General features: G+C 55.4%; 16 protein-coding genes and 1 pseudogene. 5 read left to right on the forward strand and 12 right to left on the reverse strand.

All coding sequences use genetic code 11. The features are described 5' to 3' along the window. Window positions 1–136: 136 nt before the first annotated feature. The 7 genes from ABLU95_RS16975 to ABLU95_RS17005 all read right to left on the reverse strand — a co-directional run bounded on the left by ABLU95_RS16975 (window position 137) and on the right by ABLU95_RS17005 (window position 7,444). On the reverse strand, window positions 137–1,495 hold the full coding sequence (locus ABLU95_RS16975) for a hypothetical protein (protein WP_086556020.1): 1,359 nt from the start codon (window positions 1,493–1,495) through the stop codon (window positions 137–139). Between the two features lie 272 nt (window positions 1,496–1,767). After that, window positions 1,768–2,259 (reverse strand): phage tail protein, encoded by a 492-nt coding sequence (locus ABLU95_RS16980; RefSeq protein ID WP_086556021.1) that lies wholly within the window; start codon window positions 2,257–2,259, stop codon window positions 1,768–1,770. Window positions 2,260–2,273: 14 nt separating this feature from the next. Beyond that, a complete protein-coding gene (locus ABLU95_RS16985) occupies window positions 2,274–5,249 on the reverse strand; it encodes a phage tail tape measure protein (RefSeq protein ID WP_325925746.1) in 2,976 nt (991 codons plus the stop codon). Next, window positions 5,236–5,394, reverse strand: a complete 159-nt coding sequence (locus ABLU95_RS16990) for a GpE family phage tail protein (protein WP_071839164.1) — start codon at window positions 5,392–5,394, stop codon at window positions 5,236–5,238. Before ABLU95_RS16990 ends, ABLU95_RS16985 begins: the two co-directional genes overlap by 14 nt. After that, a complete protein-coding gene (locus ABLU95_RS16995; protein WP_130573728.1) occupies window positions 5,394–5,711 on the reverse strand; it encodes a phage tail assembly protein in 318 nt (105 codons plus the stop codon). Before ABLU95_RS16995 ends, ABLU95_RS16990 begins: the two co-directional genes overlap by 1 nt. A gap of 45 nt (window positions 5,712–5,756) precedes the next feature. Further along, window positions 5,757–6,272 carry a phage major tail tube protein gene (locus ABLU95_RS17000; RefSeq protein WP_023287479.1) on the reverse strand — a complete coding sequence of 172 codons (516 nt, stop codon included), beginning with the start codon at window positions 6,270–6,272 and terminating at the stop codon, window positions 5,757–5,759. Further along, window positions 6,272–7,444: a phage tail sheath family protein gene (locus tag ABLU95_RS17005; RefSeq protein WP_023287480.1), complete on the reverse strand. Its 1,173-nt coding sequence runs from the start codon at window positions 7,442–7,444 to the stop codon at window positions 6,272–6,274. The genes ABLU95_RS17000 and ABLU95_RS17005 overlap by 1 nt, the downstream gene beginning before the upstream one ends. Before the next feature lie 154 nt (window positions 7,445–7,598). Between ABLU95_RS17005 and ABLU95_RS17010 the strand changes: the two are divergent. From ABLU95_RS17010 to ABLU95_RS17020, 3 genes and pseudogenes are all read left to right on the forward strand, one after another. Continuing rightward, window positions 7,599–8,739 (forward strand): annotated as a pseudogene (locus tag ABLU95_RS17010) (phage late control D family protein). A gap of 43 nt (window positions 8,740–8,782) precedes the next feature. Then, window positions 8,783–9,034, forward strand: coding sequence for an ogr/Delta-like zinc finger family protein (locus tag ABLU95_RS17015; RefSeq protein WP_004213128.1), 252 nt, complete (start codon window positions 8,783–8,785; stop codon window positions 9,032–9,034). 264 nt (window positions 9,035–9,298) lie between these two features. Continuing rightward, on the forward strand, window positions 9,299–9,538 hold the full coding sequence (locus ABLU95_RS17020) for a DUF333 domain-containing protein (RefSeq protein ID WP_023289245.1): 240 nt from the start codon (window positions 9,299–9,301) through the stop codon (window positions 9,536–9,538). On the opposite strand, the gene ABLU95_RS17025 is transcribed toward ABLU95_RS17020, so the two are convergent. Beyond that, the gene (locus tag ABLU95_RS17025; RefSeq protein ID WP_072096655.1) at window positions 9,528–9,866 is read right to left on the reverse strand and encodes a DUF488 family protein; all 339 of its coding nucleotides are present in this window, start codon (window positions 9,864–9,866) and stop codon (window positions 9,528–9,530) included. The two genes, ABLU95_RS17020 and ABLU95_RS17025, sit on opposite strands and share 11 nt — an antisense overlap. A 4-nt stretch (window positions 9,867–9,870) precedes the next feature. After that, window positions 9,871–10,380 (reverse strand): DUF523 domain-containing protein, encoded by a 510-nt coding sequence (locus tag ABLU95_RS17030; RefSeq protein ID WP_348880037.1) that lies wholly within the window; start codon window positions 10,378–10,380, stop codon window positions 9,871–9,873. Window positions 10,381–10,525: 145 nt separating this feature from the next. Here ABLU95_RS17030 and ABLU95_RS17035 point away from each other — a divergent pair, with 145 nt between their 5' ends. Beyond that, the gene (locus ABLU95_RS17035) at window positions 10,526–11,218 is read left to right on the forward strand and encodes a CTP synthase (protein ID WP_023289248.1); all 693 of its coding nucleotides are present in this window, start codon (window positions 10,526–10,528) and stop codon (window positions 11,216–11,218) included. A gap of 31 nt (window positions 11,219–11,249) precedes the next feature. Here ABLU95_RS17035 and ABLU95_RS17040 read toward each other — a convergent pair whose 3' ends face one another. Then, window positions 11,250–12,425 (reverse strand): CynX/NimT family MFS transporter, encoded by a 1,176-nt coding sequence (locus ABLU95_RS17040; protein WP_072096660.1) that lies wholly within the window; start codon window positions 12,423–12,425, stop codon window positions 11,250–11,252. 106 nt (window positions 12,426–12,531) lie between these two features. Between ABLU95_RS17040 and ABLU95_RS17045 the strand changes: the two genes are divergently transcribed. Next, window positions 12,532–13,326, forward strand: a complete 795-nt coding sequence (locus tag ABLU95_RS17045) for a helix-turn-helix transcriptional regulator (RefSeq protein WP_179207822.1) — start codon at window positions 12,532–12,534, stop codon at window positions 13,324–13,326. Here ABLU95_RS17045 and ABLU95_RS17050 read toward each other — a convergent pair. Then, a complete protein-coding gene (locus ABLU95_RS17050) occupies window positions 13,310–13,756 on the reverse strand; it encodes a DUF441 domain-containing protein (protein ID WP_004203746.1) in 447 nt (148 codons plus the stop codon). The two genes, ABLU95_RS17045 and ABLU95_RS17050, sit on opposite strands and share 17 nt — an antisense overlap. Before the next feature lie 117 nt (window positions 13,757–13,873). Continuing rightward, window positions 13,874–14,374, reverse strand: coding sequence for a YbaK/prolyl-tRNA synthetase associated domain-containing protein (locus ABLU95_RS17055; RefSeq protein ID WP_102003894.1), 501 nt, complete (start codon window positions 14,372–14,374; stop codon window positions 13,874–13,876). Window positions 14,375–14,436: the final 62 nt, after the last annotated feature.

Genomic DNA, 14,436 nt, shown 5'->3' on the forward strand with positions numbered 1-14,436 from the left:
ATGTCAAATTTAAGAGGGAATTTTAGAATCTAACTATGTCGATTTTGTTAAAAGGTGTAGATAGTATTTAAATGCAATACTCGGAGGTTGAATATTGCATTTAAAGTGAAGGGTTTATTTTAGGATGCAATTAACTTTATTTGATTAGAATGGATGGAACTACAGGTAGTCCACACCATTCGGCTAATTTATTATACCGGCTTGCTAAATCGGAAAATATTTCCCATCCTTTATCAGCTTTTTCGATTGCTTGGTTGAGATTGCTTCCAGCTTCAGTTACTTTATCGATTAATCTTCTGAACTTGCTCATGGCTGGAGATCTTCGTACAGATTCTTGATCGTTATTAGTCTCGATTGTTATTAATGATCCTTCAAGCTCTTTTAGCACAAAATATGCTTCATTGGATTCTGGTATTTCTTCGATCAACTCATTGACACTCCCTAATGCTTCGGCAACGATTTGATTAATGCTGATATTATTTGAGACAGTAACTGTAGGTTTAAAATCAACCATTACATTGTTCTTTTGCGATATGCTTTTTCCAATGAGAGAGAAAAGTTGTTCGATCCTATGATTCTGAATGCCAATCATGTCTTGTTGAGATTCTATACGGAATTTAGCTATGCGGAGTTCATTTCTTAATTCAAGGACTAGTTTGTCGTTTTTAGAGAATTTTTCAGGCGGTTCAGCTCCTGTAATGATTAATTCATATTCATGTAATGCTTTCTCAATTACTTCGGATTTTCCATCTGATGTTTCAATTATTAATCTTACATTTAGTCCTTTTTGCTCAATTTTTACGGAAGCATTTTCATCAGGATATTGTTCTCTAAGATACGTGCCGAAATAGTTAAGGATATCTAAACCTGCTTGATGGTATTCTGGGGGGAATTCAATACATCTATCAATAACTGGTTTATCATCCTTGACATAAGAGTCGTGTAATAGTTCAATTATTTCCGGTCCATTTTTAGGCTTCTTATTAGAATATCCGATTATTAAAAATGGGTGTGGGTGGCTCAGTGGTGTTAACATTTCGAGTTGAGCTAAATTGGTTTCAAAAGTTTCCCTGCGTAACCACATAATATCTGCCTGTCTTGAAAATTCACGAATAGGGATTATCATTACTGGGATTTCAATAAGGCCATATTTTATTGCGACAGTACTTTGCTGGAAAAGCCATCTACTGAAAGTGTCGAAGACCCCAAAAGGATTTGTAACACTAACACCATTTTTTATTGGGCCGAGTCTGTTAATGTTTATTCGTGTTCCTTCTGGAGAGTAAACAACATTAGATGATAATTGCCAGTCTTTTGCATACATTATTCCATCCCATACTTCCCTTGGGGTTATCCTATCTGGCATATTTGGTGATGGAGTATTTTTAGGGAATAGATCATTTAGCCCGGTTAGAATTTCGTTTAATTCTGGGGTGTATTTTTCATTTATTCTTTCCCAAGCATTTTTATAGCTCATTACTTTGGCTATATACATGTTTATAATCCTCTCTTGCGTGTGTTTTGATTATCTAGTGTCGCTTTATTAAGCTAACATTTAATTGTTTAGCGATAAAAATTGTTTTAGTTTAATATGTTTTCTACTTGCCTGTCTAGTAAGGATGGTTGATTGTACAAATTTTTGGTAGGTAAAGGCACTGGGCTTGTAATAATCCAATATGCTGTATGTGATGTGGTTCTAGTCATCAGTGCAATGAAATTAGAACTAACTGAATTTACACTCTAAAAGCAAGTGTTATCTAACAAGGTTTAAGATTTAAAACCACTAATATTAACTTGAACTGCATTCAATGCAGCTTCTGTTCTATTCTTTAGCGTTGCCATGAGTTTACTTACAGAGACGCTTTGCAGCTGCTCACGGATATCTTCATCAACTCTCTGTAATGAAAGCGTAAACTCAATCTTTTTCGCTTTTCCATAGCGATCGAACTCCTGATGCGTTTCCTGCAACCCCGTGATGACGTACATCCCATAAATGGACCCGACACCGTCGATCAGCGGCCAGGCTAGCCCGGCGTAGGCCATCGTCGAGACGGCACCCAGCGACAGGTTGCCGCCGGTAATTTCAGGGTACAGCAACCCACCCAGCGTCAGTTGGTTCTCGCCTGCACCAACGTACTGCCATTTTGCACTACGGCCCACACGATCATTTTTAACGTGCCGCCAGTTACGGGACAGCTGCAATTGCTGATAGGGCAGTGTCCTGAGTTCAAATACAAAGAGCCCGAATACCATCATCATAGCTATAACTCCTGTTAATCATGGTCCCGGAACGAACCCCGGGCAGCGCGTTGCTGTTTGTCAATTTCTGCGCGTATCGCTTCGCCAACAAGTCGCGCCAGTTCGCGCGGATTGCTGTTCTGAATGCCGTGCAGATGGATGTGAATATCACCGGAAAAACTATTACCTTGAGCCGCAGCCGCCGTGTGGGTGCTTTGATTTCGGCGTACCGGTTGCCATGCCTGCGTCTGTTTTATCAATGGTTCGCCAGCGGCAATAACCGGGCGAGCGCTGACAGACTGGCGGACAAGCTTCGACTCCTGCCATTCACCACGCACCGCAAAGGCTGGAGGGAGATTTTTAAATACAATGTCACCCGGCCCGATACGTTTGCGCTTTTCCTCATCTAAAAGGCCTTTGGTGTTATCCGCGATTTGGCCCAGCCGCCGCTCTGTTCCAGAGTTGCCCCCGAGCACATTGGGCGGCGGGGCGCTGCCTTTGCTTGCAGGCTTTTCAGATGACCATTGCCACTCCCTTTTAACCATGCGCCCGGATTTTTCATCCCATTCCCACATAACCGGAATAGCCCTGAGTCTGGCCGCTTCCAGCCTGGCTCTTTCAATGCCATCGGGGATGAGATCGAGCTTCTCCAGTAACCAGCCGACGCCTTCCATTAACTTCTGAAGCGGCCAAAGCAGAACGCTAAGTGCGGTCCCCAGGACTTCGCCAAAAGTCTGCCCGGCGCTGGCGCATTTGTTTAGCGCTTCACGACTCTCCTCAACGGGGGTTAATACTTTTTTAAACCAGTCCCAGACGTTTTTGACGCTATCCCCAATGGCACCGAAAACGGGCGCCAGCCGGGAAAATGCGTTATGAACTGGTGGCAGTCTCTGGATTACGCCTGTAAAAAAACCGCTAAAGTAGGCCTTAATTGGTCCCCAGTATTTCCAGATCAGTACCCCAGCCGCTACAAACGCAGCACCCACTAAGCCGATTGGGCTCAAGAGCATTGATAATCCGCCGCCCAGTGCCGTAATACCGCCTTTTACAATGCCGAAGAGAGCCGGGATCCCGGTTAGCCGCAGTGCCAGCCCGCCAATGCTTTTTGACAGGGCGCTGATAGCCGTCCCCGGAGAGGCAAAGGCGCCAAGTAACGCACCGCGCAGGGGTACCATCATTCTGGTTAATACGCCGATGCGTCCGGCCAGGCCGCTGAGTAAAGCACCCCATCCGCTAATTTTTGCCAGTGAGCTGCTGCCCACAGCACTCAACATGCGGAACGCTGATACCGTACCTCCGATTCCGCTCCCGCCGGACAGAAGCGCAAACCCCAGTCTGAGCTTCGCCAGCGGACCTATCAGCAGGCCAGCAGCTAATGACAGACCGCCAACTACTGCGGTCAGTGCCAGTACAGTCCCGCCGGCGAGTAACAACGTTTGTGAAAGTCTGGGGTTTTCTTCTACCCAGCTTTGAACAGTGCCAATAACCCGGCTAAGCCCCTGTGTCAGTCTGCGTAATGGGCCGTCTACTGTCTCAGCCACAGAAATGCGGAACGCCTCCCACGCGCTGTCAAGCTCCTTCAAATCACCGCCAAGGTTGTCTTTCTTCTTGTTAGCGACAGCGAACGCCTCCTGATTTTTATGCGCTTCAGCGATTTGTTCATAGAGTGACTGGAGGTAGCCATCACCTGCGCCGTTGACCAAAGACTGGAGGCTCGTAAAACCCTCTTCTCCGGCGATATCTTTGAAAAATGAAACCTGATCCACCTCGCCAAAGCGGGAAACGCGTTTTTGTAGATCGAGAAGAATATCGAACGGACGTCGCATTTTTCCGCTCGCGTCGGCAGTTTCCACTCCCAGCTCTTTGAGTGCCTTTTTGGCTGCCGTAGTAGGGGAGGCCAGGCGGGAGAGTGAGCGACGCATTGCCGTACCGGCCTCACTACCGCGAATACCCACGCGCGCCAGCGTGCCGGTCATGGCTGCGGCTTCTTCCAGGCTAATCCCAAGTCCCGCTGCTACCGGCCCGACAACTTTCATTGTCTCGCCTAGGCTGCTTAGCGTGGTGTTGGTACGGGTAAATGTACCTGTCAGCACATCGCTGACTCGGTCCATTTCTCCGGCGTCGAGGGCGAACTGTGAAAGAATATTTGAGCCGATGTCTGCCGTTTCACCCAGTTCCATACTGCCTGCCAGCGCCATATTGAGCACGCCGGGCAGTGCGGCACGGATAGCATCTGGGGTAAAGCCCGCCATTGCCAGAAAGGCCTGGCCGCTGGCGGCGTCACGTGTGGTAAAGGCGGTTTCAGCACCGAGTTTTTTTGCCTGAGTACGCAGGGCGGCCAGCTGCGAATCGCTTTTATCGAGCCGCGTCAACGCCTGGACGTTTGACATTTCCTCATCAAAACCAACCGCAGGCGACAGGAAGCGTCCGGCGCCGTACCCGGCAGCGGTTGCTGTACCTAATGCTATGGCACCGCCAGAGCGCAACTTCCCGGCTATCTGCTGCGCACCCTCGTAACGTTTACGAGCTTGAGTGACCGCAGCAAGTTGCCGTTTTTCCCGTTCAAGGGATTGGTTGTATTGTTCTGTGCGGCGTATCGCGTTACCGATGGTGGCACTACTACCGGAAAGCATGACGCCATGCTGGCGCAGGGCTGATGCACTCTCACGAAGGCGGGCCACTTCAGTCACACGTTTTGCGGTCAACCGATCAAGCCGCTCACCCAGTCGCGACATCAGTATTTGCTGTTTTTCCGTCAGCGTCCCGTTTTTACGTTGCGCTTCTGACAAGCCATCAAAGCGGGCGCGGGCACGTGAGATGGAACGATTGGTTTTGCCGACGGCCGCGGTCATTCGCTGAAAAGTGGCACTGCTCTTATCGAGCCCTTTCAGGGTGGATTGTGTTTTTCTGAGGGAGTCGGAAAGGCCACCCGCACTCTGGCGGGCAGCATTAACGGGGCGGGTAAATCTGTCGATAGCGCTGAAAGCAACGCGTATATCAAGACTCTTCATCACTGGCACCACTTCGAAGCGCCGCCCGCTTGCGCCAGGCTATCACCTCGCCAAGAGCCATGCCGAAAACTTCAGAGGGCGGCCAGTTAAAAATAACGGCAATATCAGCAACCAGATCATCGATCTGGTCAAACGCAACGGTGATTACTCGCTCTCCGTCTCCGCCACGTTCGACGCTCCAGGCTCCGGCGGATTCAAGAAAGGGACCAGAAGCTCTGCCAGGCCGATAAAGTCCAGAGTGTGCATTTCGTTGACTTCTTTTTGTGTCAGCGCAGGTGCGGTGACTCGCGTCAACAGCGTGGCAATTGAGTCTGCATCCATATTGGCAACGCGGATAAGATTCAGGCCGCGCAACGATCCGGCCTGACTGATGGCGCCGGTGATTTCCACCTGACCGATCTCACTGTCTTTACGAACTACCGGCTGCATCAGTGTGAACAGGTTTTTAGTTTTTTTAGCCATGTTTAAAATCTCCGGGCGGCATCTTTGCCACCCTATGAAAGGTTATCAATTGCCCATACCAAGGGCGGAGGTGATGCGGTCCGGGAACATGTTCTGACCGTTCTTTTTGTAGATGAAATTCAGCAGATCGATTTCGATAATGGGCTGATCATCAATGGAAAATTTGTAATAGGTGGATTTAAAGGTGTAGCTTTCCTCCGTGTCTTCCCCCTGTTTTGAGTCTCCACCGTCGAGTTCAGTAAATCGCCCGCGCAGCTCCACCTCGACAAGCTGGCTTTCGCCATCAGTGAAATATTCACCAGCAAAGCGCAGCCGCGTGCCGTCAATTTCTGCTCCGTATTCGAGAAACAGAGCCTTAATGACGCCGCCAAAAACAACGGTGGAATCCAGCGCGCCAGCCTCAAGGCCGAGATCAACCCCGACCGCACCCAGCATGCCACCGCCTTGATAGTCCTCTACCTTTCGTGACAGTTTGGGGCGAGTGAAAGAGGTCACTTTTCCCAGATAGTTGTCGCCGTTAACAAAGCAGCTAAAAAGCCGCAGTTTGTGAGGAATAGCCATTATTCACCCCCGAGCGACGCGAACGCCGGTTCGTAAAAATCATCAGTAAAGGTCTGGTATAGCGTCAGATCTTCAAGCGGCGGGACCGGGCTGTAGCTATAGCGCACAATCAGTTTTCCCTGGCGCAAATCCGTGGTGCCGTTGTCCAGCGTGTCATACCAGCAGTCAGCGCCGATAAGCTGACCGGCAGTGACTTTTTTGCTGAGAGCAGAGCGGATGCCGCTTACCACATCTTTCACGTTGGCCGGAGTGAGCGGGCTGTCAACAGAGGTAAATTGTGCCTCCGCGATACTGTCCGCCAGGATCTGTGCGGTACGGGTGAACACCTCGAAAGTGTAGGTTTCGGTGTCCGTGGTGCGGTTACCCCAGAAGCGGAAACCGTCACGCTTGATAAGCGTTGTGATTTCGTTGTTGTTAAGCTCGTTCGCGTCGCTGTCTTCTGCCTGTAATGCCCAGAAAACATCCTTCGAAATACCGAGAACGTTATTCACCACAACATTCGACAGCGATTTGTGCCAGCCCTGGCTGTTATCGATAGCGGCGCGCAGGCCGCAGGCGTAAGCCGGGGCAGGAAACGTTTCGTTATTATCCGTCAGGGGGTTGTAAGCGATAAAGTCCGGCCAGATCAGCATAAGCTCGCGGTAAGCGAAGGTTTTGCGATAAGCGATAGCCTCCGCCATGGTCGCGCAGCCGTTGCAACCGGCATAAACAAAAGCCCGCAGATTCTGGGCAATCACGCAAAGCTGTGACGTTACCTCCTCGGTGTCGTAGTCCGGCACCGCCAGGATGCGCGGGCGATAGCCGGTTTTGGCCTCCGCCGTCAGCAGGGCATACATTCCCGTGTAGCTGTCGCCATCTGTTCCGCCAATAACGGCCTGAGATTGACTGGCGCCGTTATCGGAAGCCTCTTCCACCCGGACAATCACAACACGCGGGCTGCACTGATCGGAAATGGCTTTGAGAGCTTTGTAAAGTGACCCGGTTTTACCTGCCTTGCCGAGGACGTTACGCACCCGAGTCAGCAGAACCGGCGTATTGAGCGGGAAGGTTTCCGGATCGGCGTCATCAGCAACCGCGACAATACCGATCACGCTGGAATCAATGTCATTGATTGCCTGCTGTAGGTCGGTATTTTCGCGAGAGCGGACGCCGTGAAAACGAGTTTCAGACATAAGTTCACCATCATGTTGCTCTTTGAGTTCAGGGCCATATTCAACGTTAAGTCTGCTGGCGTCGCCTGGTTGCCGGTCTGCCCGTTCGCTGACAACAAAAAGGGATTCAGCCCCGCGCGCGGGCATGGAATCATCAGCAAAAAACGGGGGAGTTATGTCGATAGCAGACACGCTAACAACAGCAGCCGAAGGGTATTTAGAAAAATTAAGTGAGGTCGTAAAGACACCGGATTTTAGTATCACGTTGGGTGGGGTCGCCCTGACTGAACTGGCCGACCGCATCACCTCGCTATCTGTTACAGATAACAACGGTTTTGATGCTGATCAGCTAACTCTGTCAGTAGATGACTCTGACGGAGTAACGGATTTACCCCCACGCGGTGCGGAGCTGGCGGTGTCCATCGGCTGGCTGGGTGAGGCGTTGATCTACAAAGGTCTCTACACCGTTGACGAGGTGGGGCATAGCGGGCCGCCGGATGTAATCGACATCACCGCGCACAGCGCTGATTTTCGCGAAGAGATGAACGTCAGGCGGGAGGTGTCCTGGCATGATGTGACGGTAGAGCGGGTGGTATCGGCCATAGCCCGGCGTTATGACCTGAAGCCGATGATTAGCGAGGCCCTGATCGACATTGAGATCGACCATGCGGATCAGACCGAAGAGAGCGACATGTCGTTTTTAACGCGCATGGCGGAGATGTTGGGGGCCATTGCCACCGTGAAAAATGGCTGTCTGCTGTTTATCCTGCCTGGGGGGCGGCGTCAGTGCATCCGGTAGGGCGCTACCATCGGCTGAGATAACCCGTGCCAGCGGAGATCGTCACAGGTTCCGCATTGCCGATCGTGATGCTTACACTGGTGTGCGGGCGTACTGGCTGGATCTTAATTTCGGCAAGAAAAAACCGATCAAGGTCACTAAGCGCAAAACAAATACTGCCAGAAAAAAGGCTGAGGAGAAAAGCAGCCGGCCGGAGGGGGATTACATGGAAGGCGCTGAAGGTAACGTGTATGTTTTGCGTAAAACCTATCAGAACGAAACGGCGGCCAGGCGCGCAGCTGCGGCAAAATGGATACAACTCCAGAAAGGCGCAGCACAGTTTTCGATAACCCTGGCGCGCGGCCGCGCCGATTTATACCCGGGTATGCATCTGACCGTGTCGGGCTTTAAGCCTGAAATCGATACTCAGGATTGGATCATTGCCAGAGCGGTACATGTAATCGGTGATAACGGATTTACCACGAAAATGGAGCTTGAAGCGAAAATAAGCGACTGGATTGCAGAAACTGAACAGTAGCGGCCATAATAGCCGTGAGTTCAACTCCCTATGGGAGATCATCATGTTTGTTTGTCCCTACTGCGGCGCAAACGCCCGCACCCGCACCAGCCGCCGGTTAAGCGAGTTCACCATCCGGCAATACCATCAATGCCAGAATCTTGAATGCAGCGAGTCATTCACGACACTTAACACCGTAGAGCGCAGAGTAACAAAGCGCTCAACCAGCGCAGATCCTTTACCGCCAGGATTTATCCCCGGCGACGCTTTCCCTGCTTCTCATTACGGGAACAGTCAACTTAGTCTTGCGGTATAAAAATAGCCCCCTGGAAAGGGGGCTATTCTTGTCAATGTGGTCGATATGTGGACACTTTTGAAATAAATCCTTTTATTTCAATTTATTAAATTCCAAAAAAAAGCCCCGTCGGGGGCGACGGGGAAAAACTCATTGATTATGGAATGATCTGTTCTCTGGTCAGTTCGAGAACAAGGGTTAATCTACGGGGGAAAAGTGCAGGCAAGATGGAGAAAACGTGGAGATTCAGGCTAAAATCCCCGGGAATTGAAGAAAGGAGAAAAGATGAAAAAGTTACTGGCTATTTTGCCCCTGGCGCTGGCCGGCTGCGCCCAGCCGCAGCCCACCGCGCCGACGAAAACCATCGGCATGGCCAATCCCGCGTCGGTCTACTGCCAGCAATCCGGCGGCACCCGGGTGCCGGTGCAAACGCCACAGGGCGTCAGCACCCAGTGCAAGCTGCCCAGCGGCGAAACCCTCGATGAGTGGGCGCTATGGCGCCGGGACCATCCGGCTAAATCGTAACCGGCAGGGCCGCCAGCCAGGCGGCCAGCACCCGGGCATGATTCTGCTCGGTGTTCTTCGCGGCGTACAGCAGCGTCAGCGGCTGGCGCTGCGCCAGCGCCGCCAGCCGCAGGCCCGTTTCGCGATGGGCGTCGAGCTCCTGACGATAGCGCTGGCTGAAGTGGTCGAAATCGATCGCCTCGCCGTGAAAGGCTTTCCGCAGCTCAGCGGACGGCGTTAACTCTTTACACCACTCATCGCAGGCCAGCGCCTCTTTTTTAATCCCCCGCGGCCAGAGACGGTCGACCAGCACCCGATAGCCGTCGCTGCTTTCCTGTGGATCGTACACCCGTTTACATTGAATCATCATCCTGCTCCCTCTGTGCCATCCAGGCGAGCAACTGCGGGATCTGCCCGTCGGAAAATACCGTGATGCCGTGAGCGCGCAGCAGGTCGGTGGCCACGCCGGCGCCCGCTTTGCGCCGCCCGCGAAAGGAACCGTCATAGATAAACTGACTGCCGCAGGTGGGGCTGCCGTCGGTGAGTAATGCCGCCTGACATCCCGCTTCCCGGGCGGCGCTGAGGGCCAGCCAGGCGGCCAGCTGATAATGTCCCGTGACGTCGCGGCCGTCGCTTTCCACGATCCGCGCCCGTCCGGCAAGCACATCGCCGCCGGCGCCGCCGAGGATTTCCGCCGGCAGGCGGGGCGTCGGCAGACCGGCCGCCAGCTCCGGGCAGTGGATCACCAGACGATCCGCCTGCTGCCAGCGGGACAGGGTCGCCGCCAGCTGCGCTTTCTCGCTACCGTTATATCGCACCTGGAATCCCATCAGGCAGGCGCTGACCAAAAGCTTACTTTTCATCCTCTCTCCCTTTTGCGCTTGCTCCAGTATACCTCACCCACCGGCCACGGCGGTGGGGTGAAAATAAGGATTGTGTTCCGCGGAGGGGATCGCTATCCTGACGTGCCTTGTGCTGCTCGTCTCGTCCAGACATAAGGAACCTGCTATGAAAACCCCTTTACGCCTCGCCCTCGTCGGCGATTATCACCCCGATATTGTTGCCCATCAGGCCATTCCCCTGGCGATAGACGATGCTGCCGCCGTGCTGGAGCAGCCGGTGAAATATGACTGGCTCGCCACCCCGTCGATCGCCTCCGGCGACGCGCTGGCGGAGTACGATGCCGTCTGGGTCGTTCCCGGCAGCCCGTATCATCACCCGGAAGGCGCGTTTGCCGCTATCCGCTATGCCCGTGAAAACAGCATTCCTTTCCTCGGCACCTGCGGCGGCTTTCAGCATGCGGTGATTGAATACGCCCGTAACGTGCTCGGCTGGCAGGACGCGGGTCATGCGGAAACCGACAGCGAAGGGCGGATGGTGATCGCTCCCCTCAGCTGCTCGCTGGTGGAGACTTCTGCCGTCGTCGAGCTGCGGGCGAATACGCTGATTGCCCGCGCCTATGGTCGGGAGAGCATTGAAGAGGGCTACCACTGCCGCTACGGGGTGGATAGCGCGTTTGCCGCGGAGCTGGAGCAGGGCGATCTGCGCGTCACCGGCTGGGATGAAGAGGGCGAGATCCGCGCCGTCGAGCTGGTGACGCACCCGTTTTTTGTCGCCACCTTGTTTCAACATGAACGTCATGCGCTGGACGGGCGTCCTGCGCCGCTGGTGCAGGCGTTGCTGCGCGCCGCGGCACAATAACCCTACCGGCAGCGGGCGCTGCCGGTCATTTTCAGGGATGAATCTCCCGGTCGCGCCCGGCGAGGGCGCCGCAGACCGCCATCACCAGCGAAATCAGCGCCACCGCCAGCAGCGGAATATGCCAGTCGCCATTGGCATCGTGGATCCTACCCATCAGCGGCGGTCCGCAGGCGGCCAGCAGATAGCCGACGCTCTGCGCCATCCCCGACAGCGCCGCGGCCTGGTGCGCCGAGCTGGCGCGCAGGCCGATAAACGTCAGGCCGAGGATCATCGTGGCCCCGGAGCCAAAGCCGAACAGCAGCGTCCAGCCGATGGCCAGCCCTGGCAGCAGCCACAGCCCGGCGGCGCTGATGGCGCACATCAGGGCGACCAGCACCGCGATCCCACGCTGGTCGCGCAGCCGATGCAGGATCAACGGTATCGCCAAACCGGGCGCGGCGGTCGCCAGCTGCAGCAGGCCATGCAGCGAGCCGGCCTGCGCTTCGCTATAGCCCATACTCTGCAGAATCGACGGCAGCCAGCCGATAATCACGTAATAGACCAGCGAGTTGATGCCGAGGAACAGCGTCACCTGCCAGGCCAGCGCCGACCGCCAGATCCCCCGGTTATGCATGGCGCCTGAGCCGGTCAGCGGCGCCTCCGCTTGACGCCGGGACTGCGGCAGCCAGCTGACGAGCGCCAGCAGCGGGAAGATCATCAGCAGCAGCAGCGCCCCGCGCCAGCCGAATCCGGCCATCGCCACGGGGACCACCAGCGCCGAGCCAAGCGCCGCCGCGCCGCCCATCGTCAGGGAATAGGCGCCGGTCATCCGGGCGACATGCTGCGAGAAATCCCGTTTAATCAGCCCGGGCAGCAGCACGTTACCCAGCGCAATGCCGCAGCCGATCACCGCCGTGCCGATAAACAGCCATGCAGCGGAGGGCAGGGAGCGCAGGGCAATGCCGGCGCAGATCAGCAGCATCGCCAGCAGCAGGCTGCGCTCCATGCCGAACCGGCGGGCAACCCCAGCCGCCAGCGGCGAGACAAGGCCAAAGGCCAGCAGCGGCAGGGTGGTGAGCAGCCCGGTCTGCGCGGTGGTCAGGCCATAGTCGCTACGAATCGCGTCCAGCAGCGGCGCCGCGCCGGTAAAGACCACGCGCAGGGTGGTGGCGATGAGCAGGATACCGGCAATCAGCAGCGCGGGGCGGCGGCCGGTGGAGGAGATCACAGAAGACATATCATTCTCAAGGTAACTAACGAGGGGGTTACGATAGCGACTTTGTCCCCTGTTTAAATCAAGCTAAAATGACAGATTATCGCTAATATCGGACAACATGATGATCGGACTGGGTCTGGATGGTTATGAACCGGACAGTGGCCACGAATCGGCTATTGCCTTTCGTATTCGGGTGGTGGAGGCGGAGCAGTATATTCCGGCGCATTCCCACCGTAAGGGGCAACTGATCCTCGCCCTGCACGGCGCCTTGACCTGCGAGGTGGAGAACGCGATGTGGATGGTGCCGCCGCAGTATGCGGTGTGGGTCCCGGGGCAGCTTTCCCACAGTAACCGCGCCACCCCCGGCGCCCAGGTGTGCTTCCTGTTCATCGAGCCGGGCGCCGCGCCGATGCCGGACCGCTGCTGTACGTTAAAGATTTCCCCACTGGTGCGTGAGCTGATCCTCACCCTTGCGGAACGCGGCGGCGAGTCGCTGGCCGCCCCCGCTATGGCCCGGCTGGTGCAGGTGCTGTTTGATGAGCTTCCCCGGCAGCCGCAGGAGCACCTGCAGCTGCCGGTATCGAACCACCCGAAAATTCGCCAGATGGTGACGATGATGGCCGAGGATCCGGCGCGCTGGCAGACCCTGAGCCAGTGGGCGGCGGAGTTCGCGATGAGCGAGCGCAATCTGGCGCGGCTGGTGGTGCGTGAAACGGGGCTGAGCTTTCGCCGCTGGCGCCATCAGCTGCAGCTGATCCTTGCGCTGCAGCAGCTGATCCGCGGGCAGACGGTGCAGCAGACGGCCCAGGCGCTGGGCTACGATTCCACCACCGCCTTCATCACCATGTTTAAGAAAGGGCTCGGACAGACGCCGGGCCGCTATCACGGCAGCCTGGCTACGACTTCCCAATAAACAACGAGATGATCCCGGCGGCAATCAGCGGCCCGACCGGGACGCCGCGAAACAGGGCGACGCCGAGCACCGTACCGACCAGCAGTCCGGCCACCAGATGCGGCTGCGAGCCCATCAGCGAGACGCCGCGCCCGCCGAGCCACGAAACAAACACCCCGACCGCAATCGCCAGCAGTGATTTCCAGTTCATAAAGGAGTGGATCAGGGTCGACGGCGGCAGCGTGCCGCTGGCGATGGGCGCCATCACGCCGATAGTCAGAATGATGATCCCGACGGTCAGTCCCTGTTTCTCAATCCAGGGAAAGAAGGCGTTCAGCGGCGTGACGCGCACGATAATCAGCACGAGGATGGAGATCGCTACGGTGGTGTTATGGCTGATAAAGCCGAGCGCCGCCAGACCCAGCAGGATCAACAGGGTGGTATCAAACATGTACAGAGGTCCTTGCCAAAAAAAGAATGCCAAAAAATATCCCGCTTACTCTACGCATCGTGGCGTGAATAAACAGGATTTTTGCGCCATACGGCGGAAATCAGGGCCGATGCCCGGTTAGCTAAGACGGCGAAAGGTCGCGATCTCCGGTCGGGCGATATGTAAATAGTCTTCGGTATCGAGAATGATCGACCGGTCCAGGCGCCCGGCGTTAAAGGCGATTTGTGGAAAGCGCTCAAACAGCAGCGGGTCGGCCACCAGGCGCAGCGCCGGATGGAAGCTGAAGGGGGGAATGGCGCCGAACACGCAGGCGGTGAGCGCCTCCACTTCCGCCGGGCTGGCCAGCGAGGCTTTGCTGCCGCCGATATGCCGGGCCAGGCTGGCCAGATCGGCCTGCTGATCGGCGGCGAGGATCGCCAGCACATGCTGGTTGACGCCGTTTCCTTTTACTTTACAGACTAACGCTTTCGCGCCCTGGCCAAGCGCGGTGCCGCGGATCGCCGAGACGGCTTCGCACTGGCCGACCGCGTCGTGTGCCATCACCCGGTAGCGCGCCTGGTGTTCGTCGAGCAGCGCGCGCAGCCGCTGGTGGATATTACCTTCTACTGCTTCAAGCATAGCGTCCTCCTGACATCATCAAGCAGCCAGCTTAGCGCTGTTGCGCCGGCCTGCCAACGGTG

The organism is Klebsiella sp. GG_Kp146, assembly GCF_040061975.1.
In the GTDB taxonomy this organism is placed as follows: domain Bacteria; phylum Pseudomonadota; class Gammaproteobacteria; order Enterobacterales; family Enterobacteriaceae; genus Klebsiella; species Klebsiella quasipneumoniae.

Coding starts and splice junctions, on each gene's coding strand:
- ABLU95_RS16975 (WP_086556020.1), bottom strand. CDS start 1,495: ATGTATATAGCCAAAGTAATGAGCTATAAAAATGCTTGGGAAAGAATA.
- ABLU95_RS16980 (WP_086556021.1), bottom strand. CDS start 2,259: ATGATGATGGTATTCGGGCTCTTTGTATTTGAACTCAGGACACTGCCC.
- ABLU95_RS16985 (WP_325925746.1), bottom strand. CDS start 5,249: ATGAAGAGTCTTGATATACGCGTTGCTTTCAGCGCTATCGACAGATTT.
- ABLU95_RS16995 (WP_130573728.1), bottom strand. CDS start 5,711: ATGGCTAAAAAAACTAAAAACCTGTTCACACTGATGCAGCCGGTAGTT.
- ABLU95_RS17000 (WP_023287479.1), bottom strand. CDS start 6,272: ATGGCTATTCCTCACAAACTGCGGCTTTTTAGCTGCTTTGTTAACGGC.
- ABLU95_RS17005 (WP_023287480.1), bottom strand. CDS start 7,444: ATGTCTGAAACTCGTTTTCACGGCGTCCGCTCTCGCGAAAATACCGAC.
- ABLU95_RS17015 (WP_004213128.1), top strand. CDS start 8,783: ATGTTTGTTTGTCCCTACTGCGGCGCAAACGCCCGCACCCGCACCAGC.
- ABLU95_RS17020 (WP_023289245.1), top strand. CDS start 9,299: ATGAAAAAGTTACTGGCTATTTTGCCCCTGGCGCTGGCCGGCTGCGCC.
- ABLU95_RS17030 (WP_348880037.1), bottom strand. CDS start 10,380: ATGAAAAGTAAGCTTTTGGTCAGCGCCTGCCTGATGGGATTCCAGGTG.
- ABLU95_RS17035 (WP_023289248.1), top strand. CDS start 10,526: ATGAAAACCCCTTTACGCCTCGCCCTCGTCGGCGATTATCACCCCGAT.
- ABLU95_RS17045 (WP_179207822.1), top strand. CDS start 12,532: ATGATGATCGGACTGGGTCTGGATGGTTATGAACCGGACAGTGGCCAC.
- ABLU95_RS17050 (WP_004203746.1), bottom strand. CDS start 13,756: ATGTTTGATACCACCCTGTTGATCCTGCTGGGTCTGGCGGCGCTCGGC.
- ABLU95_RS17055 (WP_102003894.1), bottom strand. CDS start 14,374: ATGCTTGAAGCAGTAGAAGGTAATATCCACCAGCGGCTGCGCGCGCTG.